Annotated in this window: 20 protein-coding genes; 6 read left to right on the top strand and 14 right to left on the bottom strand. The window is 70.5% G+C overall.

What is annotated here, in order from left to right; all coding sequences use genetic code 11:
- Positions 1-94 precede the first annotated feature (94 nt).
- The 3 genes from F0U63_RS07075 to F0U63_RS07065 form a co-directional block, all read right to left on the bottom strand.
- A complete protein-coding gene (locus F0U63_RS07075; RefSeq protein WP_395845004.1) occupies positions 95-628 on the bottom strand; it encodes a single-stranded DNA-binding protein in 534 nt (177 codons plus the stop codon).
- Positions 629-809: 181 nt separating this feature from the next.
- Positions 810-3,035 (bottom strand): D-alanyl-D-alanine carboxypeptidase/D-alanyl-D-alanine-endopeptidase, encoded by a 2,226-nt coding sequence (dacB, locus tag F0U63_RS07070; RefSeq protein ID WP_395845002.1) that lies wholly within the window; start codon positions 3,033-3,035, stop codon positions 810-812.
- Between the two features lie 185 nt (positions 3,036-3,220).
- Positions 3,221-4,012: an SDR family oxidoreductase gene (locus F0U63_RS07065; protein ID WP_395845000.1), complete on the bottom strand. Its 792-nt coding sequence runs from the start codon at positions 4,010-4,012 to the stop codon at positions 3,221-3,223.
- A 135-nt stretch (positions 4,013-4,147) separates the two neighbouring features.
- Here F0U63_RS07065 and F0U63_RS07060 point away from each other — a divergent pair, with 135 nt between their 5' ends.
- The 5 genes from F0U63_RS07060 to dtd are packed head-to-tail and all read left to right on the top strand — an operon-like array spanning position 4,148 to position 8,364.
- Positions 4,148-5,680 (top strand): ABC transporter substrate-binding protein, encoded by a 1,533-nt coding sequence (locus tag F0U63_RS07060; protein ID WP_395844998.1) that lies wholly within the window; start codon positions 4,148-4,150, stop codon positions 5,678-5,680.
- Positions 5,677-6,588 carry an ABC transporter permease gene (locus F0U63_RS07055; RefSeq protein ID WP_395844996.1) on the top strand — a complete coding sequence of 304 codons (912 nt, stop codon included), beginning with the start codon at positions 5,677-5,679 and terminating at the stop codon, positions 6,586-6,588. The genes F0U63_RS07060 and F0U63_RS07055 overlap by 4 nt, the downstream gene beginning before the upstream one ends.
- Positions 6,585-7,403 carry an ABC transporter permease gene (locus F0U63_RS07050; protein ID WP_395844994.1) on the top strand — a complete coding sequence of 273 codons (819 nt, stop codon included), beginning with the start codon at positions 6,585-6,587 and terminating at the stop codon, positions 7,401-7,403. The genes F0U63_RS07055 and F0U63_RS07050 overlap by 4 nt, the downstream gene beginning before the upstream one ends.
- Positions 7,404-7,413: 10 nt before the next feature.
- A complete protein-coding gene (locus F0U63_RS07045; RefSeq protein WP_395844992.1) occupies positions 7,414-7,866 on the top strand; it encodes a GNAT family N-acetyltransferase in 453 nt (150 codons plus the stop codon).
- 30 nt (positions 7,867-7,896) lie between these two features.
- Entirely contained in the window at positions 7,897-8,364 is a 468-nt protein-coding gene (gene dtd / locus F0U63_RS07040) for a D-aminoacyl-tRNA deacylase (protein ID WP_395844990.1), read from the top strand.
- On the opposite strand, the gene F0U63_RS07035 is transcribed toward dtd, so the two are convergent.
- Both F0U63_RS07035 and F0U63_RS07030 read right to left on the bottom strand, forming a co-directional pair.
- A complete protein-coding gene (locus F0U63_RS07035; RefSeq protein WP_395844988.1) occupies positions 8,312-9,187 on the bottom strand; it encodes a hypothetical protein in 876 nt (291 codons plus the stop codon). The two genes, dtd and F0U63_RS07035, sit on opposite strands and share 53 nt — an antisense overlap.
- A gap of 23 nt (positions 9,188-9,210) precedes the next feature.
- Positions 9,211-9,672: a PTS sugar transporter subunit IIA gene (locus tag F0U63_RS07030; protein ID WP_395844986.1), complete on the bottom strand. Its 462-nt coding sequence runs from the start codon at positions 9,670-9,672 to the stop codon at positions 9,211-9,213.
- Between the two features lie 172 nt (positions 9,673-9,844).
- Between F0U63_RS07030 and F0U63_RS07025 the strand changes: the two genes are divergently transcribed.
- The gene (locus F0U63_RS07025) at positions 9,845-11,638 is read left to right on the top strand and encodes a glycoside hydrolase family 3 protein (protein ID WP_395844984.1); all 1,794 of its coding nucleotides are present in this window, start codon (positions 9,845-9,847) and stop codon (positions 11,636-11,638) included.
- Here the strand turns inward: F0U63_RS07025 and hpf are convergent.
- The 9 genes from hpf to lptC form a co-directional block, all read right to left on the bottom strand.
- On the bottom strand, positions 11,635-12,285 hold the full coding sequence (gene hpf / locus F0U63_RS07020; protein WP_395844982.1) for a ribosome hibernation-promoting factor, HPF/YfiA family: 651 nt from the start codon (positions 12,283-12,285) through the stop codon (positions 11,635-11,637). The two genes, F0U63_RS07025 and hpf, sit on opposite strands and share 4 nt — an antisense overlap.
- A gap of 223 nt (positions 12,286-12,508) precedes the next feature.
- Positions 12,509-14,011 carry an ATP-binding protein gene (locus F0U63_RS07015; protein ID WP_395844980.1) on the bottom strand — a complete coding sequence of 501 codons (1,503 nt, stop codon included), beginning with the start codon at positions 14,009-14,011 and terminating at the stop codon, positions 12,509-12,511.
- Between the two features lie 190 nt (positions 14,012-14,201).
- Positions 14,202-14,471 carry a GlsB/YeaQ/YmgE family stress response membrane protein gene (locus F0U63_RS07010; protein WP_002628162.1) on the bottom strand — a complete coding sequence of 90 codons (270 nt, stop codon included), beginning with the start codon at positions 14,469-14,471 and terminating at the stop codon, positions 14,202-14,204.
- A 101-nt stretch (positions 14,472-14,572) separates the two neighbouring features.
- Complete coding sequence (gene rpiA / locus F0U63_RS07005; protein WP_395844977.1) at positions 14,573-15,292, bottom strand: ribose-5-phosphate isomerase RpiA; 720 nt, start codon at positions 15,290-15,292, stop codon at positions 14,573-14,575.
- A gap of 419 nt (positions 15,293-15,711) precedes the next feature.
- The gene (locus F0U63_RS07000; protein WP_395844975.1) at positions 15,712-16,590 is read right to left on the bottom strand and encodes an SDR family oxidoreductase; all 879 of its coding nucleotides are present in this window, start codon (positions 16,588-16,590) and stop codon (positions 15,712-15,714) included.
- Positions 16,591-16,712: 122 nt separating this feature from the next.
- Positions 16,713-18,224 (bottom strand): RNA polymerase factor sigma-54, encoded by a 1,512-nt coding sequence (rpoN, locus tag F0U63_RS06995; RefSeq protein ID WP_395844973.1) that lies wholly within the window; start codon positions 18,222-18,224, stop codon positions 16,713-16,715.
- A 264-nt stretch (positions 18,225-18,488) separates the two neighbouring features.
- The gene (lptB, locus tag F0U63_RS06990; protein WP_395844971.1) at positions 18,489-19,226 is read right to left on the bottom strand and encodes an LPS export ABC transporter ATP-binding protein; all 738 of its coding nucleotides are present in this window, start codon (positions 19,224-19,226) and stop codon (positions 18,489-18,491) included.
- Positions 19,223-20,197 carry an LptA/OstA family protein gene (locus F0U63_RS06985; protein ID WP_395844969.1) on the bottom strand — a complete coding sequence of 325 codons (975 nt, stop codon included), beginning with the start codon at positions 20,195-20,197 and terminating at the stop codon, positions 19,223-19,225. Before F0U63_RS06985 ends, lptB begins: the two co-directional genes overlap by 4 nt.
- Positions 20,190-20,690 carry an LPS export ABC transporter periplasmic protein LptC gene (gene lptC / locus F0U63_RS06980; RefSeq protein ID WP_395844967.1) on the bottom strand — a complete coding sequence of 167 codons (501 nt, stop codon included), beginning with the start codon at positions 20,688-20,690 and terminating at the stop codon, positions 20,190-20,192. The genes F0U63_RS06985 and lptC overlap by 8 nt, the downstream gene beginning before the upstream one ends.
- Between the last annotated feature and the right edge of the window lie 138 nt (positions 20,691-20,828).

The raw sequence follows: 20,828 nt of genomic DNA, 5'->3' as shown, positions 1-20,828 counted from the left end.
GTCCCTTGGGGGCGCTCCCTCCCGAGCGCCCGCAACGACAACGGCCGCCCCGGTCTCCCGGGAGCGGCCGTTGGTGTTTCAGGGGGAAGAAGCCCTAGAACGGGATGTCGTCGTCCCCGCCGTGGCCACCTCCCATGGGGCCACCGCCATCGTCCATGGGAGGCGCGCCGTAGTCGTCGTAACCGCCGCCCTGGGACTGGCCACCGCCACCGCCACCGCCGCGCTGCTGCGAGTAGCCCCCACCGCGGCCCCCGCCCCCACCGCCGCCGCCGCCACCACTCATGCCGACGCCGTCACGGCCCCCGAGGAAGGTCACCGCGTTGGCCACCACCTCGGTGGTGTAGTTCTTGCGGTTCTCCTTGTCCGTCCACTCGCGCGTCTGCAGACGGCCCTCGATGTAGCACTGGCGGCCCTTCTTCAAATACTCACCGCACAGCTCCGCGAGCTTTCCCCACACCACGATGCGGTGCCACTCGGTGCGCTCCTGCTTCTGGCCGCTCTTGTCGGTCCAGTTGTCGCTGGTCGCGATGCGGAAGTTGGCCACCGCCTGTCCGCCCGGGGTGAAGCGCACTTCCGGGTCCGCCCCCAGATTGCCAATGAGGATGACCTTGTTGACGCCTCCAGCCATGATGCCGTCCTTTCTCGAGCACCGGCCCACCACGGGCCGGTTACCTACATCCAAGAGCGGGAATGCCGCTCGCGCCACTTCCCTACCATAAGGGGCTGACAAGCACCTGAACAGGGCTTCAGCCCCCACCCTTCCCGGACGGTCGGAGGAGGGGAAGGAGGGCGGGCGAGTGGGCGGGCTCTCACCCGCCGGGACGGGTCTCCGACAGGCCAGCGCCGATGACGGGCGGCGAGGCCAACACGGGAGTGCCCAGGGGCGGCTCGGCCCGGGGGGCCTTGGCCTCGGCGACCTTGCGCGACAGCAGGCCCTCGAGCGAGCGGGAGAACTCCGCCACCTTGGGATCCGGCGCGGCCAGGCTCTTGCGCAGCGCCTTCCAGAAGGGGTGATCCGCCTCGCCCGTCTGCACGAGGCCGCGCGCGAGCAGCGTGGTGGCCGCCTCGCGATCCTTGTCGCTCGCGGTGCGCAGCGCCAGCACCAGGTCCTCGGGCGCCGAGCGGGCGATGGCGCCCAGGCCCTCGGCCATCTCCCCCTCGGCGAGGTTGTCGCCCGCGGAGGCCCCGGCCAGCTCGGCGACGCGCGAGAGCGCCTCGGCGTTGCCGCTCGCGGCGAGCTCCACGAGGCTGCCCAGTCCCGGCACCTCCACCGACAACTCCCGCGCCACGGTGCGCAGCCGGCCGTACACCTCCGCGCCCGACGAGTAGCTGTCCAGGAGCGTGCGCACCCCGAGATAGTCCTGGGGGTTGGACTGGTAGAGGCCCTCGGCCACCACCGCGCGCACCGCCGGGTCGCGCTCGCTGCGCCACGCCGTGCGCAGGAAGCCGATGTTGCGCGGGTCATGCTGGCTGCTCAGCGCGAGGTACGTCTTCACCCGGCTGCTCATCTCGCCCATGGGGCTGCTGGACTTCTCGCCACTGGCGAGCTCGGCCACCGCGCGTCCGGGGCCCATCGTCGAGCCCACCGAGGCCACCGCCGTGCCCAGCGCATCCAGGCCCCGCACCACCGGCCCCGAGCGGCCCGGGTAGTCGTTCACCATCATGGAGAAGATGAACTTCTCGCCGCCCGCCGCCTGCACGTAGCCGCTGAGCGCCGACACGTTCTCCAGCGTGCCCGTCTTGGCGCGCAGCCGGCCCACCGCCTCGGTGCCATCGAAGCGGTAGCGGAGCGTGCCGTCCTTGCCGGCGATGCCCAGCGAGGACAGGTACTCGGGCGCGAGCGGGAAGCGCTCGTACATGTGGCGGAGGATCCGGTCGAGCTGCGTGGCGGAGAAGCGGTTGGCGTCGTTGAGCCCGCTGCCGTTCTTCATCACGTAGGTGCCGCGGGGGATGCCCACCTCGCGCGCGAGGAAGTCCTCCACCACGTCCAGCCCCTTGGCGAACGAGCCCGGAGCACCCCGCGCCTCCGCGCCCATCGTCTTGAGGAGCGTCTCGGCGATGAAGTTGCTCGACAGCTTGTTGAGCCGCTTGAGCACGACGTCGAAGGTGTCCGAGTGCGCCACGAACACGAGCTTCGCGCGCTGCGGCGTCAGCCCCGCCTTCACCTTGCCCTTCACCTTGACGCCCCGCGCCACCAGCATCTGCTTGAGCGTCTGGCCGAAGTAGAGCGGCGGGTTGTCGATCTTCTTGTACACGCTCATGGCGCCACCGGCCTCGGGCACCTGGCCGCGCACGATGATCTTCTGCTGCGCGCCCGCCGCGTCCGACGACACCGAGAAGCGGCGCGCCCGCCGGTCGCCCGTCGTGAGCGTGTTCTCCACCACGAAGTAGTCGCTGGGCGGCTCGACCTCCACCACGCCCTTGGCGCCCGCGCGCTCACCGGGACGCAGGAAGACGCCCACCGCGTTCCAGTTCAGGCTCAGGGCTCCCGTGGGGGCCATGTACGCCCGGTCCGAGTCCTCCTGGTCATACCCCGGCGGGGTGCGCTCGTCGTCGAACCACGCCTCGTCCACGACGATGTCCTGCACCTCGCGCAGGCCCGTGTGGAACAGGTCACCCACCATGCCGTACAGCCGCTCGGTGGTGATGGAGGGGTCGCCCTTGCCGCGCACGTAGAGCGTCTTGGCCTTGAGGCCATCGGACTCCGTCTCCACGAGGAACTCGGTCTCGAAACGGAACTCGGGCCCGAGCGTGGAGAGCGCCGCCGCCGAGGTGACGAGCTTCACGTTGGAGGCGGGGTTGAGCAGCTCGTCCGCGTTGTGGCTGAACACCACCGAGCCGTCGTCGAGGCTCATCATGTGGACGCCCACGCGGCTGGCGTTGAGGGGGTCGCGCTGCAGCACCTGCATCAACGACGCCTTGAGGGCCTCGCGCTCGGCGCGCTTCTTGTCATCCGCGGCGGCACTCACGCGCGGATGGGCGACGAAAAAGGCAATCGTCACGGCCAAGAGGGTTCTGGCTCGGGGGACCTGCACACACTCTCCGGGGAAGGTGATGGGCATTATGAAAGGGGGACTCTGGGGCGGCAAGAGAGAGACTCCCGAGCACCCCGGCTCCGGGGTGCCCGGCCTTCCACCAGGCGGCAAAGCATGCTCGCGCGAGGCCGGGAATTGATCGCTGGCCAACGCGAGGGGCCCACCGCCGGGGGGGAAGGAATCGGCTACCAGGCGATGGGCTGGCGATCCCGGAAGAGCCGTCCGGTGGGGCCCTCTGGAGGGAGGAGCGCCGCCCACACGAGGGTGTCGGCCCCCTGCTCCACATCCCGCGTGGCCCGGGGTCCGCCCATGCGCGTGCGCACCCAGCCCGGACAGACGGCGTTGACGAGCACGCGCCGGGGTCTCAACTCCTCGGCGAGCAGCCGGGTAAGCGCGTTGAGTCCCAGCTTCGAGACGCGGTAGGCCGAGCCCGGCCAGCCCTTCTGCTCGTACTGGCCGGCGCGCACCTCGGCGGCGAACTCGTCCACCCAGGCGCGCAGCGCGTCCTTGGAGGGGGGTGGATCGATGCGCTGGCGCAGGGCGGAAGGCAGGCCCTCCAGCGCGCCCAGTCCACTGGACACCATGACGATGCGACCGTGTTCGCGCATGAGCGGCAGCAGGTGTTCGGTGACGCGCAACGCGCCCGTGAAGTTCACCGCGAGCGTTCGCTCGACGACTTCCGCGTTGAAGCCCTCCAGGGCGATGCCCGCGTTGTTGACGAGCGCCGCGAGCCGCAGCTCCTGACGTGCGAGCCGATCGGTGAGCTGGGCGACGCTCTCCTCGGAGGTGACGTCCAGGGGCTCGAAGCTCACCTCGAGGCCCTCCTCACGCAACGCGGCGGTGGCCTTGGCTCCCTCGGCGATGTCCCGAGCCGAGAGCAACACCCGCATGCCCCGCTGACCGAGCTGCCGGCAGACCTCGAACCCCAGTCCCCGGTTGCCGCCCGTCACGAGCGCCACTCCCGTTGCCTTGTCCATGGACCCGCTCCTCTGGTGAGAAGGGGAAAGTAATGACGGACGCAAGCACGGGTAGGGGCACGCGCGTGACGTGTTCTGTGTCACAACACGCCTTCCATGCTCCCGCCACTCCGATCCGCCCACCTGGGGCTCGTCATGGCGCCCGTCATGGCGCTCGTCGTCGCGCTCGGGAGCGGATGCCGCGCCGAGCCCGCCCCCGAGGGCATCACCGTGCTCATCGAGGCGCCGCCGGACAGCCTCGACAGCCGGCTCGCGCTCACGGCGATGGGCCAGCGGCTGTCCCAACTGCTCACTCCGGGCCTCGTCACCGTGGATGACCACGGCAGGCCCGTGCCCGACCTCGCCGAGTCCTTCCAGGAGCTGAGCCCCACGCTCGTGGAGTTCACCCTGCGACCGGGACTCACCTTCCACGACGGCGGCCCCCTCACCGCCTGGGACGTGAAGGCCACCTATGACAGCGTGAGGGAGCCCGCGCTCGCGAGCCCCCGGGCCGAGCGCTACGCGGCGCTCGAGTGGGTGGAGGTGAAGAACGCGCGCACGGTGCGCTTCCACCTGCGCCAGCCCTTCGCGCCCCTGCTCGCGGACCTGTCCCTGGGCATCCTCCCGGCCCGGCGCGCGTCGGCCGCCTTCAAGCAGGCCCAGGACGCTTCGCCCGTGGGCGCCGGCCCCTTCCGCTTCGAGTCCCAGCCGGACGAGGAGCACCTGACGCTCGTGCCCTTCGCGGGCTACTTCCGGGGCGCGCCCGCCATCCCCCGGCTGCACTTCCGCGTGGTGCGCGACGAGACGACACGCGTGCTGGAACTGCTCAAGGGCCGCGCGGACCTCGTGCTCAACGCGCTCTCCCCCGCCACCCTGCCCGCCCTGGAGCGCGAGCCCTCCCTGCGCGTGCTCACCCGGCCAGGCACGGGCCTCGCCTACCTGGGCATGAACCTGCGCGAGGGAGCCCTCGCCGACGCGCGCGTGCGCCGCGCCCTCTGCCAGCTCATCGACGTGGAGCCGCTCGTCACCTACAAGCTGCACGGCCTCGCCCAACCCGCCCAGGGTCTGCTGCCACGCACCAACTGGGCCTGGGCCCCCGTCTCCGGCTGCCGGTATGCCCCGGAGGAGGCCGCCCGGCTGCTCGACGAGGCGGGCTACCCGGATCCCGATGGCTCCGGAGGCACGCCCCGGCTCACGCTCCAGCTCAAGACGAGCACCGACCGGCTGCGCCGCTCCATCGCGCTCGTGCTGCGCGAGCAACTGGGCCAGGGCGGCGTGGCCGTGGAGGTGCGCTCGCTCGAGTTCGCCACCTTCTTCAACGACGTGCGCCGGGGCAACTTCGAGCTCTTCACCCTCAAGTGGGCCTCCGTCGTCGAGCCGGACCTGATGCGCGGCGCGTACCACTCGGCCAACGTCCCCTCGGAGAAGAACCATTTCGGCGGGCTCAACCGGGGCGCGCTGGAGGACGCGGCGCTCGATGCCCTGCTCGACGAGGCCAGCCGCGTCCCCACCCCCGAGCGCCTGCGCCTCTACGCCCGCGCCCAGGAGCGCCTGGACGAACTCGTCCCCGTGGTGCCGCTGTGGCACGAGGACTCGGTGGCCGTCGTCTCCCGGCGCCTCCAGGACTTCGAGCCCAGTCCCCATGGCTTCTTCACCCCGCTCGCGCGTGCCCGCCAGGTGGGGCCATGAGGCGGCTCCTCTCCACGCTGCTCTCGGGCGTGGGCGCGCTGCTGCTCGTCTCGCTCTTCCTCCACCTCGTGCCGGGAGACCCCATCGACGTGATGCTCGGCGAGCAGGCCACGCAAGTGGACCGCGAGGCGCTGCGCCGCGCGGTGGGCCTCGACGAGCCCATCCCCGTGCAGCTCTGGCACTTCACGCGCGACTTGTTCACCGGTGAGCTGCGCACCTCACTGCCCCCCTTCCAGAAGAAGGTGATGCCCGCCATTGGACAGGCCCTGCCCTTCACGCTGGTGCTCGCGCTCGCGGCGCTGGGCGTGGCGCTCGTGCTGGCGCTTCCGCTCGGGGTGCTCGCCGCGTCGCGCCGGGGCTCGTGGGTGGACGCCGCGGCCATGAGCGCGGCGGTGGCGGGCGTGGCGCTCCCTCGCTTCTGGCTCGGGCCCGTGCTGCTGCTCGTCTTCTCCCTGAAACTCGACTGGTTGCCCGTGTCCGGCGCGGGCTCCTGGCGCCACCTCGTGCTGCCCGCCTTCACGCTGGGCACCGCGCTCGCCGCCTTCCTCGCGCGCATGACCCGGGCGAGCCTCCTGGAGGCCCTGCGCGAGGACTACGTCACCGTCGCCCGGGCCCAGGGACTCAGCGCCCGGCGCGTGCTCTGGCGCCATGCCCTGCGCAATGCGCTCCTGCCGCTGCTCACCGTGCTGGGGCTCGAGTTCGGCGCCCTGCTGGGCGGGGCCATCGTCACCGAGAAGGTGTTCGCCTGGCCCGGCATGGGCACCCTGCTGCTGTCCGCCATCGAGCGGCGCGACTACAACACCGTGCGCGCCACCGTGCTCGTCTTCACCGGCTGCTTCCTGCTCGTCAACGCGCTCACCGACATGGCCTACGCGCTCGCCGACCCCCGGCTGCGGAGGCGCGCATGAGGCGGCTGTCCCCCGGTGGACGCCTGGGCCTCGCGGTCACCGGCACGCTCGTGCTCGCCGCGCTGCTGGCCCCCGTGCTCAGCCCCTCGACGCCCGAGGCCCTCGACCTGGCCGCCGAGCTGTCCCCGCCCGGCCCCGGCCACCCCCTGGGCGCGGGGGAGAATGGGATTGATCTGCTCACCCACGTGCTCCACGGCGCCCGCCTGTCGCTCACCGTCGCCGTCTTCACCGTGGCGCTCTCGGCCGCGGTGGGCACCGTGCTCGGGGGGATCGCCGGCTGGGTGGGCGGGCTCGTGGACGAGGTGCTCATGCGCCTGACCGACGTGCTGCTCGCCTTTCCCGGCCTGCTGCTCGCGCTCTTCCTCACCGCCGTGCTCGGGCCCTCGCTCGCGCACGTCGTGCTCGCCTTGAGCCTCACCGGGTGGACCGGCTACGCCCGGCTGGCGCGCGCCCAGGTGCTCACCCTGCGCGAGCGCGACTACGTGCAGGCCGCGCGCGCGCTCGGAGCCAGCGACGCGCGCATCCTCTGGTACCACCTGCTGCCCAACGCCGCGGGGCCGCTGCTCATCCAGGCCACCTCCGCCCTGCCGGGCACCCTCCTCGCCGAGTCCTCGCTCAGCTTCCTCGGGCTCGGCGCGCCTCCGGGGACACCGTCCTGGGGAGCGCTGGTGGATCAGGGCACCCAGTACCTCCTCGTGGCGCCCCATGTGGCGCTCTTTCCCGGACTCGCCCTGGCGCTCGCGGTGCTCGGCTTTCACCTGCTCGGCGACGCGGTGCGCGATAGGTTAGATCCCCGGCATGCGGAACGCCGATGACAGGAGAGCCATGCTGACGTGGAAGTGGAAGAACTTCGCGGAGCTGACGCCCGACGAGCTGTACCTGGCGCTCGAGCTGCGCCAGCAGGTGTTCGTGGTGGAGCAGAAATCCATCTACCTGGACGCGGATGGCTATGATCGAAGCGCCTACCACCTGCTCGGGATGGAGGATCAGCCGGAGGCGCCCTGGCTCGCGGCCTACCTGCGCGTGTTGCCCCCCAAGACGAAGTACCCGCAGGCGAGCCTGGGCCGGGTGGTGGTCGCCCCCGAGGCGCGGCGTCATGGCCATGGACGGGTGCTGGTGCAGAAGGGGATCGACTTCATCGAGGCGCGCTACCCGCGCGTGCCCATCCGCATCGGTGCCCAGAACCACCTGCGCGCCTTCTACGAGGACTTCGGCTTCCGGGCGATGGGGGACGTCTACGACGAGGACGGCATCCCCCATGTCGACATGGTGCGCTGAGCCGCGCCGCGAGAGGGAAGGAGAGGCACGATGAAGGCAGTGGTGCAGCGGGTGCTCGAGGCCTCCGTCACGGTGGCGGGCGAGCGCGTGAGTCAGATGGGGCCGGGGCTCCTGGTGCTGCTCGGCGTGGGCCAGGGCGACACCGAGGCGGACGTGGCGTGGATGGCGGACAAGCTCGCCACCCTGCGCATCTTCGAGGACGCCGCGGGCAAGATGAACCTGTCGCTGGAGGACACCTCGCGCGAGCTCATCGTCGTCAGCCAGTTCACCCTCTACGGCGACGCGCGCAAGGGCCGCCGGCCCAGCTTCATCGAGGCCATGGAGCCGGTGGGGGCCAAGGCGCTCTATGAGCGCATCTGCGAGGTGCTGCGCGCCCGCGGCCTCACCGTGGGCACCGGCGTCTTCGCCGCGGACATGAAGGTGGCGCTCGTCAACGACGGCCCCGTCACGATCCTGCTGGAGACTCCTCCGAAGGCTCCCCTTCCGGCGCCTCGTTGAGCGGGCGGATCACGTGCGCCACCAGGCCCGCTTCCTCCCGGGCCGCCTCGCGCACGAGCGCCGCCAACAGGCCAATGCGCTCCACCCACGCGCCGCCCTGGGGCCCCGCCAGCGGCTCCGACAGCGCCGGACACTCGGTGGAGTGGCCCAGCAACCAGGCCCGCACCGCCTCCCACTCCGGAGGCCGCGCCGACTCGAGCCGCTCGCGCTCGCGCTCCAGCAGCCGCTCCAGCTTGGACTCCAGCTGCGCGCTCCATTGCGCCACCGTGCTCGCCGGCCGCCACGCCCAGTCCGCGAAGGCATACTGCTGGCGCGACGCGTACTCGCCCCGTCCCAGGGTGGAAAAGACGCGATCCGGTGGGAAGGAGGGGAAGGGCTCCCACTGGCCACCAATCAGCGACGCGAGTCCCAGGTCCGCCACCGGGTAGCGCCGGAAGCCCTCGCGCCGGCCATGCGAGGCACGCGCCTGGGCGTAGGGATAGGAGGGATCCTCCAACATCAGCGCCAGGTGCAGGGCCTCGTCCCAGTCGCCCACATAGCCCGCGCGCTCGCCGAGCACCCGCCAGCCCGAGGGGCCAGGTGCCCACTGCAACCGCGTGAGCCTGTCCACCAGCGCCACCCAGGACGTCTGCTCCACGCCCCCGAGCCCGCCACCGATGTGCGACGCGAGCAGCTTGCCAGCCAGGAGGCTCGACTGGTCGTCGTCGAGCTGCCCCAGCAGGGTTTGCAGCGCGCTGGCCGAGTCACTCATCGCGAGCGACAGGAAGGACAGCACGTGCTCATGGAAGAAACGGTCGTTGACCGGCCGAAGGACCAGATCCATCCCCGCCAGCCTACCACGGCCCCTCAGGGCCGAGCGTCTTCCTGCACGATGAGGGCGTGAATGGCCTCGACGGTGGACGCTTCGAGGATGGAAGCGCGGAAGCGCGGATTTTTGAAGAGACGCGAGATCCGCGCGAGTGCCTTGAGGTGCACACCGGCGCTGTTCTCCGGGGCTACCAGGGCGAAGAAGAGGTGCGTGGACTTGCCGTCGATGGCCTCGAAGTCGACGCCCTGACGGGACACGCCGAAGGCGGCCACGAGCTGACCGAGCCCCGGCAGCTTGCCGTGGGGAATGGCCACGCCCTCGCCGATGCCGGTGGAGCCGAGCTTCTCGCGCTCGCGCAGCACCTCCACCAGCCGCTCGGCCTTCAGGGTCGGATGGGCATGGGAGAGTGCCGCGCTCAATTCGCGCAACACCTCTTGCTTGTCGCGGGCCTTGAGGTCCGAGACGACGGCTGGTGGGCTGAGGAACTCGGAGATTCGCAAGCTGGCGCTCCCGGCGGTGGCGCTCCCTGCGCGGGCAATTACTCCTGGCCCTTCATTCGCGCAAGGGTCGCATGCCCTCCTTCGCAACTCCTTGTCCGTCTTCGTGTGTTCCCGTGCTTCGGCGGCCGGAAGATGGAGGGGGTGGAAGGGCTCGTCTACTCTCCATGGGAACGTGTCCCTCCGGCCCCCGCACGCCCTCGCGCTCCCCCTCGTCCTGCTGCTGGGGGCGTGTACCCTGGTGCCGGCCCCGCTCCCGGCCCCCTCCCCCCCTCCCCCGCCGCCCGCGCTCCCCCTCGTCGTCCCCGTCCCGGTGGACGCGCTCGCCGACGAGGTGGAGCGGCTGCTCGCCGGCCTCTCCGTCGAGGACAAGGTGGGACAGGTGATGATGGTGGGCATCGGGGGGCGCGAGGTGGATGGCGCCGTGGAGGCGCTGGTGCGCGGCCACCGGGTGGGCGGCATCTGCCTCTTCAAACACAACATCTCGGACGGCCAGCAGGTGGCCCGGCTCAACCAGGAGCTGCGTGGGCTGCTCGCCGATGCCATCCCCCCCTTCCTCGCGCTGGACCAGGAGGGGGGCAACGTCGTGCGGGTGAAGGATGACGTGGTGGTGTTGCCGGGCAACATGGCCCTGGGGGCCACGCGCTCGGCGGAGCTTGCCTACGCGGCGGGGCATGCCCAGGCGGAGGACCTGCGGCGGCTGGGCTTCAACATGAACCTGGCCCCCGTGCTGGACGTCAACCTCAACCCGCGCAACCCCGTCATCGGCAGCCGCTCCTATGGAGACTCGATTCCCCTCGTGTCCGAGCTGGGGCGCGCCTTCGTGCGCGGCCAGCAGGACGCGGGGCTCGTCACCGTGGCCAAGCACTTCCCCGGCCATGGCGCCACGGACGCCGACAGCCACCGCGCGCTGCCCGTCATGCTCGAGTCGCGCGAGGAGGTGCTCGCCCAGATGGAGCCCTTCCGGGCCGTCATCCGCGAGGGGCTGGACGGGTTGATGACCGCGCACGTCGCCGTGCCCGCCCTCACCGGAGACGACGTGCCCGCCACCGTCCACCCCCGGGTGCTGCGCGGCCTCTTGCGCGAGCGGCTCGACTTCCAGGGTCTGGTCCTCACCGACGAATTGGAGATGGAGCCCATCGCCCGACGCTACGGCGTGGGTCAGGCCGCCGTGCTGGCGGTGAACGCCGGCGCGGACATGGTGCTCGTGCCCTGGCACTCGGAGAAGAAGCGCGAGGTGCACGCGGCGCTCCTGTCCGCGGTGCGCAGTGGCGAGCTGTCCGCCGCCCGCCTGGATGAAGCGGTGCGTCACATCCTCGCCACCAAGGTGCGCCGGGGACTGTTCGCTCCGCCCCTGCCGGTGGAGGAGCGTCTGGCCACCCCGCGCTCGGCCGAGCACGAGGAGGTGGCCCACCGCATCGCCCGCGCCGCCGTCACCCTGCTGCGCACCGACGGCGAGCACTTCCCCCTGCCCTCCGGCATGCGCCTGGGCGTCATCACCGCCGAGGACTCGCTCGGGCAGGCCATCCGCGAGCGGATGCCGGGCGCCCGGGTGCTGGACGTGCCCGCGTGGCCCTCGCGAGCCCAGCGCGCACGCGTGCGGCAGCGCGCACGTGCCCTCGCGCTCCAGTCGGACGTGGTGGTGGTGGGGATGATCAACTCGCGCCAGCTGGAGCTCGTCACCCTGGCCGCTTCGCTCGGGCGCCCCGTGGTGCTCGTGTCCATGGGCCTGCCCTACCTGGCCGAGCGAGCCTCCGCGGCCCGGGCGGTGCTCGCCGTCTACTCGTACCAACCCACCGCCACCGAGGCCGCCGCGGCCGCGCTCTTCGGGGAGATTGGCACGCCGGGCCGGCTGCCCGTGGGACTCAGCCGGCTCACCTTCGGGTACGGCCTGGAGGTGCCACGCCGTCAACAGGCCGCCGCGCCACCCGCCCCTCGGGGAGAGGCGGGAGGCGGCCGCCCGCGCTAGCCGGCGTTGGGCGGCGCGTGCACGCCGATGAGGCCGAACTGCCCGTCGTCCTTGCGCCGGTACACCACGCAGACCTCGTGCGTCGTCGCGTGCTGGAAGACGTAGAAGTCCTGGTTGAGCAGGTTCATCTGCATCACCGCCTCATCCACCGACATGGGCTTCACGGTGATCTCCGAGGTGCGCACGATGCGCTGCGCGGGGGCCTGGGCGGCCGGAGCGGCCGCGGGCGTGGCCGAGCGCAGGGCCCCGGCGGTGTCCGCGGCGTCCGCGAACGCCTCCTCCTCGGGCAGCTCGAACACCTTGTGGCGCACCTTGAAGTTGTTCACCAGTTCGTGCCGGTGATGCACGCGCTCGCGCCCGTGGTGGTTCTTGATCTTCTCCTTGTACTTGCGCAGCTGCGCCTCGATCTTGTCCATCGCGCTGTCGATGGACGCGTACATGTCCTCGCTCTTCTCCCTGCCGCGCAGCACCCAGGCGCCCGAGTGGATGGTGATGTCCGCGTGGTGCAGGTGCCGCTCGAGCGACAACACCACGTGGGCCTCTCCGGCACGATCCAGGTACTTGTTCACCCGCTCGACCTTCTCCTTCGCGTACTCCTTGAGGGAATCGGACGAACCGAACTGGCGGAAGGTGATGTTGAGCTGCATGCGTTTCTGCCTCCTTGTTGGGGCCGAAGTGAGACGACCGGGACCGCACCCCGATCAGAAACGCTCCACCGCATCGAATGCAACCCACCCACTCCACAGGATGGCTGCCCGTACACCACCCGACAGGCAGTGTCGTCCCGACTTTCCAGTTGGGCTGGATTTCCAACACGCGGTGTATGGGCGAGGCCACCGCGCGTCGGAGCCGGGGAGCGGCGAGGGATGATTAGAGGGGTAGTTCGACGACGAACGCCGCGCCTCGCCCGCCGGGTCCGGGCTGCACGTACACGCGGCCCCGGTGGCCCTCGACGCACTGGCGCACGATGAAGAGTCCCAGGCCGAGCCCTCCCGCGCGCGCGCGCCCCTGCACCTGCTCGAAGCGCGCGAAGATGCGCTCGCGATCCGCCTCCGGCACGCCGGGACCCTCGTCGCTCACCACCAGCCGCGCGCCCCCGGCGTAGCGCTCCAGCACGACTTCCACCGGGTGTCCCCCGCCGTGGCGCAGGGCGTTGAACAGCAGGTTGACGAGCACCTGCTCCACCCGCAGCCGATCGAAGCGTCCCACCACGCGCGGCTCGATGAAGCCGGCGAGCGACACGCCGGCCGTGCGCGCCTCGTCCTCGGTGCGCGCCACCACCTCGGACACCAGCGCCGACAGGTCTCCGGTGGTGAAGATGAAGTCGAGCTGGCCATGGCGGATGCGGCTGACGTCCAACAGGTTGTCGCCCAGTGTCCCCAGGCGCCGCAGACCTCGGTCGATGGCATCCAGGCGCGCCTGGACCCGGGGCGCCATCAGGGGCGTGGTGACGTCCTCCTCGCCCAGCCGCCGCAACATCTGCACCTGCAGGTTCAGCCCCGTCAGGGGCGTCTTGAGCTCATGGCCCGCGAGCGACAGGAAGTCCTCGCGCACGCGCACCGACTCCTGCAGCGCCAGCTCCGTCTCCTTCAACTGGGTGATGTCGAGGATGGCGCCGCGCACCACCACGGGCCGGCCGTCCCCATCGCGCAGCACCCGGGCCCGGCTGGTGAGCCAGCGCCACGAGCCCTCCACGCCCCGGACGCGGAAGGTGGAGGTATAGGCCTTCACCTCGGAGGAGAAGACGGCGGCGACCTGCGCCTCCACCTCGGGCCTGTCCTCCGGATGCAGCGCCTCCAGGAAGCGCTCGTGCGTCCACGTGGGCAGGGGCTCGGGGTAGCCGTAGAGCCGATCATGCCCCTCGGAGCGGAAGACCTGGCCGGTGGCGAGGTTCGTCTCCCAGACGGCCATCTGCGCGGAGTCGAGCGCCACCTGGAAGCGCTCGCCCAAGAGCCGGAAGCGCTTCTCCGTCTGCTCCACCAGCGCCTGGGCCTCCTCGCGCTGGGTGATGTCGGTGGCGAGCACCCACAACTCCTCGCCCACCGGCACCACCGACACCTCCAACCAGGTGCGCGGGGGCAGCGAGGCGAGAAAGCGCGCGGGCTGGCGCGACTCCAGGGCCGCCACGAGCCGCTCGTGCAACGTGCGGCCCATCAGCCCGGGTGACGCCGCCCACGGCTCCTGGCCTCGAAGCCGCTCGGCCTCCACGCCCAGGAGCGCCGCCGCGCGCGTGTTGCAGCGCAGCACCCGGCCCCGCTCATCCAGGGACAGGAAGGCCTCGGCCATGTGCTCGAGCAACAGCGCGAAGCGCTCGTCCGGCGGAGGACGCGAGGTGTCGGAAGCGGAGTCAGGCGCCGGATGCGAACCGGGCACGGGTGAAGCAAGGGGCGCGCTCACTCCCTCACGGTCGCTGGAGCGCCTGTTGCCGTCAAGCACCGCGACAGGTCGGGTAGGAAAGAAGACGCCGCGGGTGAGCCGCACCGCCTGGATTCAACAGCCGGTGCGGCCAGCCCGGGGCGTGGCACTCGGCCCGCCCCGGGGGGTACGCGAGGCACCCGGTGCCTCAGACCCGCCTGTACGTCGTCCGGTGGATGGCCCGCAGAATCAATAGCAGGACGACCGCGCCGACGAAGGCCACGATGATGGTCGAGACGATGCCGCTGCCCGGAGCGCCCACCCCCATGGCGCGGAAGAGCCATCCGCCCAGGAACGCGCCCACGATGCCCACGACGATGTCGCCCACGAGGCCATAGCCCCCGCCCACGACCGCCGAGGCCAGCCAACCCGCGATGAGACCGATGAACAGCCAGAGCACCAGTGTTTCGAGACCCATGTGAGAACCCCTCCAGCTCCAGTTGGTGACGACTGAAGAGGTATGCACCCTGGGGCCCAATGGGAGGGGCGGCCGGGCGGGCGAGCCCTCCTCCGAACCTTTCATCCGGGATGGCGAACTTCCACCCCCCGGGAACCGGCCACGATGAGCTCCGAGGTCATCCCGAGGAACAGGCCATGCTCCACGAGCCCGGCCCGGGCCTGAAGCCGCGCGGCCAACGCCTCCGGGTGCTCCAGGGCCCCCCAGGCGCAGTCGAGGATGAAGTGGCCCTGATCCGTCAGGAAGGGTGAGCCCTCGGGTCCCAGGCGCTGGGTGACCCGGGCGCCCAGTCCTTCCAGGTAGAGTGCCTGCGAGCGCCAGCCAAACGGCAGCACCTCCACCGGCACCGCCCAGCGCGTGCCCAACCGGGGGGACAGCTTGCCCTCGTCCACCACGATGATGAGCCGGCGGCTCGCCTGGGCGACGATCTTCTCGCGCAACAGCGCGCCGCCCCCGCCCTTGATGAGCCGCAGCGCCGGGTCCACCTCGTCCGCGCCGTCGATGCAGAGATCCAACACGGAGTGTGCCTCCAGCGTGGTGAGGGGGACGCCGAGCGACTCCGCCAGGGCCTCCGTCCGCTGCGACGTCGGCACGCCCTTCACGTCCAGCAGCTTCCCCTCGCCGCGCAGGGCGGCCAGCCGGTGCACCACGTGGGCCGCGGTGCTTCCCGTGCCCAGCCCCACCACCATGCCCGGCTGGATGGACTCCACCGCGCGCTCGGCCGCCTCGCGCTTGTGCCGGTCGGCATCGTGGACGGCACCCTTCTCGATGGATGGGCTCATGGCGGGGCTCCTCGTGGCATGGAGGGGAAGTCCTTCAGGCAAGGCGTGCAGCCTGCCCCGGGCCTCGCGCTCCAGCCCGCAAAAGGTTTGGGGAGGAGCCGCCCCCCAGCGGCTCCTCCCCAATGAACAACGAACAACCCCCCACTACCGCCCCTGACAGAGCACTCCCCTCCAACGACCCTTCGACCCCCCGCCCCCGACCTGCCCCACGCCCCTCGACCCGACCTGCCCGCCCCCCACCGACCCGCCCTTCCCCGTCACTGCTCGAGCGGACATAGAGCATCGCGCGTGCCAAGGGGTCCACGGCGGGAAACTCCTGGGATTTCAAGCACTTGGGTTCCAGAAGAGGAACGGCCCGTCCCCGAGCCGGTAAGACTTACGCGGACCCGGGGACGGGAAGAGCACCCAGCGCAGGACACTCAGGCGAGCAGCTTGCCGCCGGTGACGCCGAGCACCTCGCCGTTGACGTAGGTGGACTCGTCCGAGGCGAGGAACACGTAGGAGGGCGCCAGCTCGACGGGCTGACCGGCGCGGCCGGTGGGGTTGCCCTCGCCGAAGGACTTCACCTTCTCCGCGTCGAAGGAGGCGGGGATGATGGGCGTCCACACGGGGCCCGGCGCCACGCAGTTGACGCGGATGCCGCGCTCGATGAGCTCCTGGGCCAGGCCCTTGGTGAAGGTGACGATGGCGCCCTTGGTGCACGCGTAGTCGAGGATGCTGGGCGTGGGCTGGTAGGCCTGGATGGAGGCCGTGTTGATGATGGTGGAGCCCTTCTTCATGTGCGGCAGCGCGTAGCGCACCAGGTGGAACATCGCGAGGATGTTGGTGCGGAAGGTGCGCTCGAGCCGCTCGGCGGAGATCTCCTCGAACTTCTCCACCGCCTTGCCCTGGTAGGCGGCGTTGTTGACGAGGATGTCGATGCGGCCGAAGCGCTTCACCGTGTCCTCGATGAGGCGGCGGCACACGGCCTCGTCGGTGAGATCTCCCCGGAAGGACACCACTTGGTGACCGGACTCCTCGACGGCGCGCCGGGTCACCTCGGCGTCCTGGTCCTCGTTGAGGTAGCCGAAGGCCACGTCGGCCCCCTCGCGGGCGAACGCGAGGCACACCGCGCGGCCAATGCCACTGTCGCCACCGGTGACGAGCGCCACGCGGCCCTTCAACCGGCCGAGCCCCTTGTACGAGGTCAGCCCGTAATCGGGCGCGGGCGTCATCTTGGACTCGAGCGCCGGTGCGGACTGCTCCTGCGGCGGCTGCGGAGGCGTGTTGCCAGCGGAACGCGGATCTTTCTGAGCCATGTCTGGAAGTCCTCGGGTTGGGTGTACCCAGCCCACGGTGGGGAGGCTGGGTGCGGCTGGCAACCACCGCCCCCCGCGAGGACTCCACGCCCGGAAAGCGGGCGGGCTCAGCGGGCGCGAGGCTAGAAGTAGCGCTTGCGCTTGCTGCTCGGGAGGATGTTGAGCACCTCGCGGTACTTGGCCACGGTGCGCCGGGCGATCTCCGTGCCCTGGGCCTTGAGCAGCTCGACGATCTTCTGATCCGAGTAGGGGTTGCGCGGATCTTCCTGGCTGACGAGCTGCTTGATGTGGTGCTTGACGGCCTCGCTCGCGGTGTCGTCGCCGGACACGCGGGCGATGGACGAGTTGAAGAAGTACTTCAGCTCGAAGATGCCCTGGGGCGTGTGCACGTACTTGTTCGTCGTCACGCGCGACACGGTGGACTCGTGCATGCCGATGTCCTCGGCCACGTCCCGGAGGATGAGCGGCTTGAGGTGCGCGATGCCCTGGTCGAGGAACTCGCGCTGGAACTTCACGATGCTCTCGGTGACCTTGTAGATGGTGCGCTGGCGCTGGTGGATGGAGCGGATGAGCCACTGGGCGCTTCTCAGCTTCTCCTGGATGAACTCCTTGGTCTGCCCGGGGCCCACCCCGCCCGCCTTGAGCGCGTTGCGGTACATGCCGGAGATGCGCAGCTTGGACAGGCCGTCGTCGTTGAGCACCACCGTGTAGTCGTCCTCCATCTTGTAGACGAACACGTCCGGGGTGATGAACTGCGCGTCGTCGCCGCTGAAGTTGCGGCCCGGCTTGGGGTCCAGCCGCGGCAGGAGCTTGGAGGCCTCCACCACCTCCTCGAGCGACACCTTCAAGTCCTTGGCGATCGCCGGGAGGTTCTTGCTCTCCAGGTACTTCATGTGGCGCTTGATGATGAGGCCGAGCAGCGGCGCGTGCTTCTCCTTGAGCGCGGCCACCTGGATGAGCAGGCACTCCTGCAAGTCGCGCGCGGCGCAGCCCTTGGGCTCCAGGTTCTGGATGCGGCGCAGGGTGCGCTCGGCCACGCTCATGGGCACGTCCGCCTCGTTGGCCAGGCGGATGAGGGGATCTCCCTCCACCTCCTCCAGCTTGAGGTAGCCGTCGTTGTCCAGGTTGCCGAGGATGAGCATGCCGATGCGACGCTCGGCGTCATTGAGCCGCAGCGTGCCCAGCTGCTCCTGGAGGTGATCGACCAGGTCCTCCTTCTCCACCATGTTGGCTTCGAAGGAGGGCATGTCGTCCGTGGCCACGTTGCCCTTGTTGGACGCCGTGGTCGGCTCGTTGAACTGGTAGCTGTTGAGGTACGCCTCCCAGTCGATCTCCGGCGGACCGTCCTTGTCGGCCTTGAACTCCGTCGCCGTGTCCGGGGTGCGGGGCTCCAGATCCCGGGGAATCTCGGTATTCGCGGCTTCCAGCGAGGCCTCGCCAGGCTCCTTGTCGGACAGGTCGCCAAAGGGCGCCTCGTCTGGCTGCTCGAGGAGGGGGTTCTGGTCCATCTCCTCCCGGACCTGCTCCAACAACTCCATGCGCGAGAGTTGCAGCAGCTTGATGGCCTGCTGCAGCTGGGGCGTCATCACCAGCTGCTGCGAAAGCTTCAGGCTCTGCTTGAGTTCCATCGCCATTTCTGGGGTCTCCCGCCCTTTTCAATGCTCGACTTGACGGCGACCCGCCATCAAGGACCGTGCCAAGCTAACAAGCCCCCCCGACTTCGTCCAGTGCCCCCGGGTCCGGCGCATCCCTTGCAGTGAGTGAATTTCTCCTTTTATTCCGCGAGCTTAGACAATCTCGCGGATCGCGGGAGACGTTCACGAATGGACGTGCGGACACCAGGCGGCGAGGCGGGCGCGGGCGGGGGCCACGGCCTCGCGGGGGCGGACGACTGGCCCTCACCCGGACTGCAGGCGGAAGCGCTCGCCGAGGTACACCGCTCGCGCCCGGGGTGAAGCGACGAGCTGTTCGGGCGTCCCCTCTTCGAGGATCTGCCCCTGTGCGATGATGTACGCCCGATCACAGATGCCCAGGGTCTCCTGGACGTTGTGGTCGGTGATGAGCACGCCCAGGCCGCGGGACTTGAGCAGGGAGATCTGCGCCTGGATGTCGCCCACGTTGATGGGGTCCACGCCGGCGAAGGGCTCGTCGAAGAGGATGAAGCGCGGCTCGGGGATGAGGGAGCGGGCGATCTCCGTGCGGCGGCGCTCGCCTCCGGAGAGCACCTCGCCGGGGGCCTCGGCCACGTGGCCCAGGTCGAATTCCTCCAGCAGTCGCGCGGCCCGGCGCTCGCGCTCGGCGCGGTTGAGGCCCTTCTGCAGCTCGAGCACGGACAGGAAGTTCTGCCGCACGGTGAGCTTGCGGAAGATGGAGGACTCCTGGGGGAGGTAGCCCAGGCCGTGCACGGTGCGCCGGTGCATGGGCAGCCCGGTGAGATCCGCGTCCTCCATGCGCACGCGGCCGGCGTCGGGCCGCACCAGGCCCACCACCATGTTGAAGCTCGTCGTCTTGCCGGCGCCGTTGGGGCCCAGCAGCCCCACCACCTCGCCCTGCGCGACCTGGAAGGACACGCCCCGCACCACCTGACGCTTGTTGAAGGTCTTCTGGAGACCCTCCGCGAACAACCGGCCACTCATGGTTGCCTGGTACTCCCCGACTGCGAGTTGTCAGGCGACTTGCCTGGAGGCCCCTTGCCCGCCCCCTTGCCCTTAGGCACGGACGGCGCGGACTCGACCGTCACAACGGCGTCCTTCACCTCGAAATTCGCGTCGCCGATCGTCATCCGCACTTCCGAGCCACGCAGGTGGGTGGTGGCGTCGCGCGCCTCGGGGTTGCCCGTCAGCCACAGCACCCCGGTGGGGACGTTGAGCTCGGCCCGCTCGCCCCGCGCCTGCCGCGCCCCGTCCTGGGCGCGCACGTGCCCCACGCACTCCGCCCGGCTCACCTCCCGCGTCGCGCTGAAGTAGGTGATCATCTTGTCGCAGCGCAGATCCAACGTCCGGTGCTTGACCACCACGTCTCCCGTGAAGACGGCCTGGGTGGACGAGCCGACGACCCGGCGGGCGGTGATCTCCGCGGGAAACCGCTGCGCGCCGCCCTCCTTGCCCCCGCCCTTGCGCGGCGTGCGCAGCGGCGCCGCCTCGAGGGTGACGACGGCATCGTCCACCTCGTACTCCATGCCCCGCGCGCCCATGAGCAGGCGCACCTCGGAGCCGCGCAGGGCCGTGGTGGGATCCCTCGCCTCGGGGCTGCCCGTCACCACCAGCCTGCCGCTGGGCACGTCGAGCACGGCGCGCTCGCCCTGGGCGGTGCGCCCCTCGTCCACCAGGCGCATGTTCCCCGCGCACTCCACGCGCGTCACCTCGCGAGGGCCCGTGTAGGAGGCGGTCATCTCGTCACAGCGCAAGTCCATGGTGCGCTGCTTGACCACCACGTCGCCGGAGAAGATGGCCTGATCCCGCGAGCCCCTCACCCGCTTGGAGGTGATCTCCACCGGATCCCTCAGCCGCGGCTTCTCCTCGCGGGGCGCGGGGGCGGCCCCCGGGGCGGCGCTGGCCACCGGCACGGGCTGGGCCACGAAGAAGGCCGTCAGGAGGTACTCAATCATCCGCGGCCTCCAGCACGGTGTGCACCGAGCCCTCGAAGGTGAATTGCCCATCGGGCAGGGAAATCAGGAATCTCTCGGCGCTCAGGCGGTAGTCGGGGCCCTGGACCTGGACTCCCTCGGAGCCGCGCGCCGTTTGTTGGACCGCGTCATAGGCGACCCGGGGGGTGCGCGCCACCATGCCGGAGGGGTTGCGCACCACCACGTCCCCGGTGGCTACGAGCTGCCGGGTGCCCAGGTGGCCCTCCAGCTCCCGCGCGGTCACCACCGTCACGTCCCCGGGCGTCTTGCCGAGTACCCGGATGGTGGCCTCGGCGGCGGTGAGCTCGCCGGTGCGCTCGTAGGTGGCGCTGCGCGCCTGGCCCTCCAGCGAGGGAGTTTCCCCCTCGAACGAGCGCAAGCGCACCCCGTGCATCACCACCGCGGGCGGCGCGGAGCCATCCGCCTGACCTTGAGGGGGAGTACAGGCCGACCCGAAGGCCAGGAAGCAACCCATGAATATGACGGCACGTGTCACGTCCCCTGTCTACCACCCCATGAGAAAAGGTTGTGGCATCCGAGCGCTCGACTGGTGGTCCGCTTCAGGAATGATCCAGGTGGGGGTGCACGAACTCCCTGGACATTTGGCTGTCCC

It is taken from the genome of Cystobacter fuscus, assembly GCF_044360685.1.
Taxonomy (GTDB): domain Bacteria; phylum Myxococcota; class Myxococcia; order Myxococcales; family Myxococcaceae; genus Cystobacter; species Cystobacter fuscus_C.
The sequence above is the reverse complement of the archived record's forward strand: the minus strand, read 5'-3'. Positions and strand labels throughout refer to the sequence as shown.

Coding starts and splice junctions, on each gene's coding strand:
- F0U63_RS07075 (WP_395845004.1), bottom strand. CDS start 628: ATGGCTGGAGGCGTCAACAAGGTCATCCTCATTGGCAATCTGGGGGCG.
- F0U63_RS07065 (WP_395845000.1), bottom strand. CDS start 4,012: ATGGACAAGGCAACGGGAGTGGCGCTCGTGACGGGCGGCAACCGGGGA.
- F0U63_RS07060 (WP_395844998.1), top strand. CDS start 4,148: ATGGCGCCCGTCATGGCGCTCGTCGTCGCGCTCGGGAGCGGATGCCGC.
- F0U63_RS07055 (WP_395844996.1), top strand. CDS start 5,677: ATGAGGCGGCTCCTCTCCACGCTGCTCTCGGGCGTGGGCGCGCTGCTG.
- F0U63_RS07050 (WP_395844994.1), top strand. CDS start 6,585: ATGAGGCGGCTGTCCCCCGGTGGACGCCTGGGCCTCGCGGTCACCGGC.
- F0U63_RS07045 (WP_395844992.1), top strand. CDS start 7,414: ATGCTGACGTGGAAGTGGAAGAACTTCGCGGAGCTGACGCCCGACGAG.
- dtd (WP_395844990.1), top strand. CDS start 7,897: ATGAAGGCAGTGGTGCAGCGGGTGCTCGAGGCCTCCGTCACGGTGGCG.
- F0U63_RS07035 (WP_395844988.1), bottom strand. CDS start 9,187: ATGGATCTGGTCCTTCGGCCGGTCAACGACCGTTTCTTCCATGAGCAC.
- hpf (WP_395844982.1), bottom strand. CDS start 12,285: ATGCAGCTCAACATCACCTTCCGCCAGTTCGGTTCGTCCGATTCCCTC.
- F0U63_RS07010 (WP_002628162.1), bottom strand. CDS start 14,471: ATGGGTCTCGAAACACTGGTGCTCTGGCTGTTCATCGGTCTCATCGCG.
- rpiA (WP_395844977.1), bottom strand. CDS start 15,292: ATGAGCCCATCCATCGAGAAGGGTGCCGTCCACGATGCCGACCGGCAC.
- F0U63_RS07000 (WP_395844975.1), bottom strand. CDS start 16,590: ATGGCTCAGAAAGATCCGCGTTCCGCTGGCAACACGCCTCCGCAGCCG.
- rpoN (WP_395844973.1), bottom strand. CDS start 18,224: ATGGCGATGGAACTCAAGCAGAGCCTGAAGCTTTCGCAGCAGCTGGTG.
- lptB (WP_395844971.1), bottom strand. CDS start 19,226: ATGAGTGGCCGGTTGTTCGCGGAGGGTCTCCAGAAGACCTTCAACAAG.
- F0U63_RS06985 (WP_395844969.1), bottom strand. CDS start 20,197: ATGATTGAGTACCTCCTGACGGCCTTCTTCGTGGCCCAGCCCGTGCCG.
- lptC (WP_395844967.1), bottom strand. CDS start 20,690: ATGGGTTGCTTCCTGGCCTTCGGGTCGGCCTGTACTCCCCCTCAAGGT.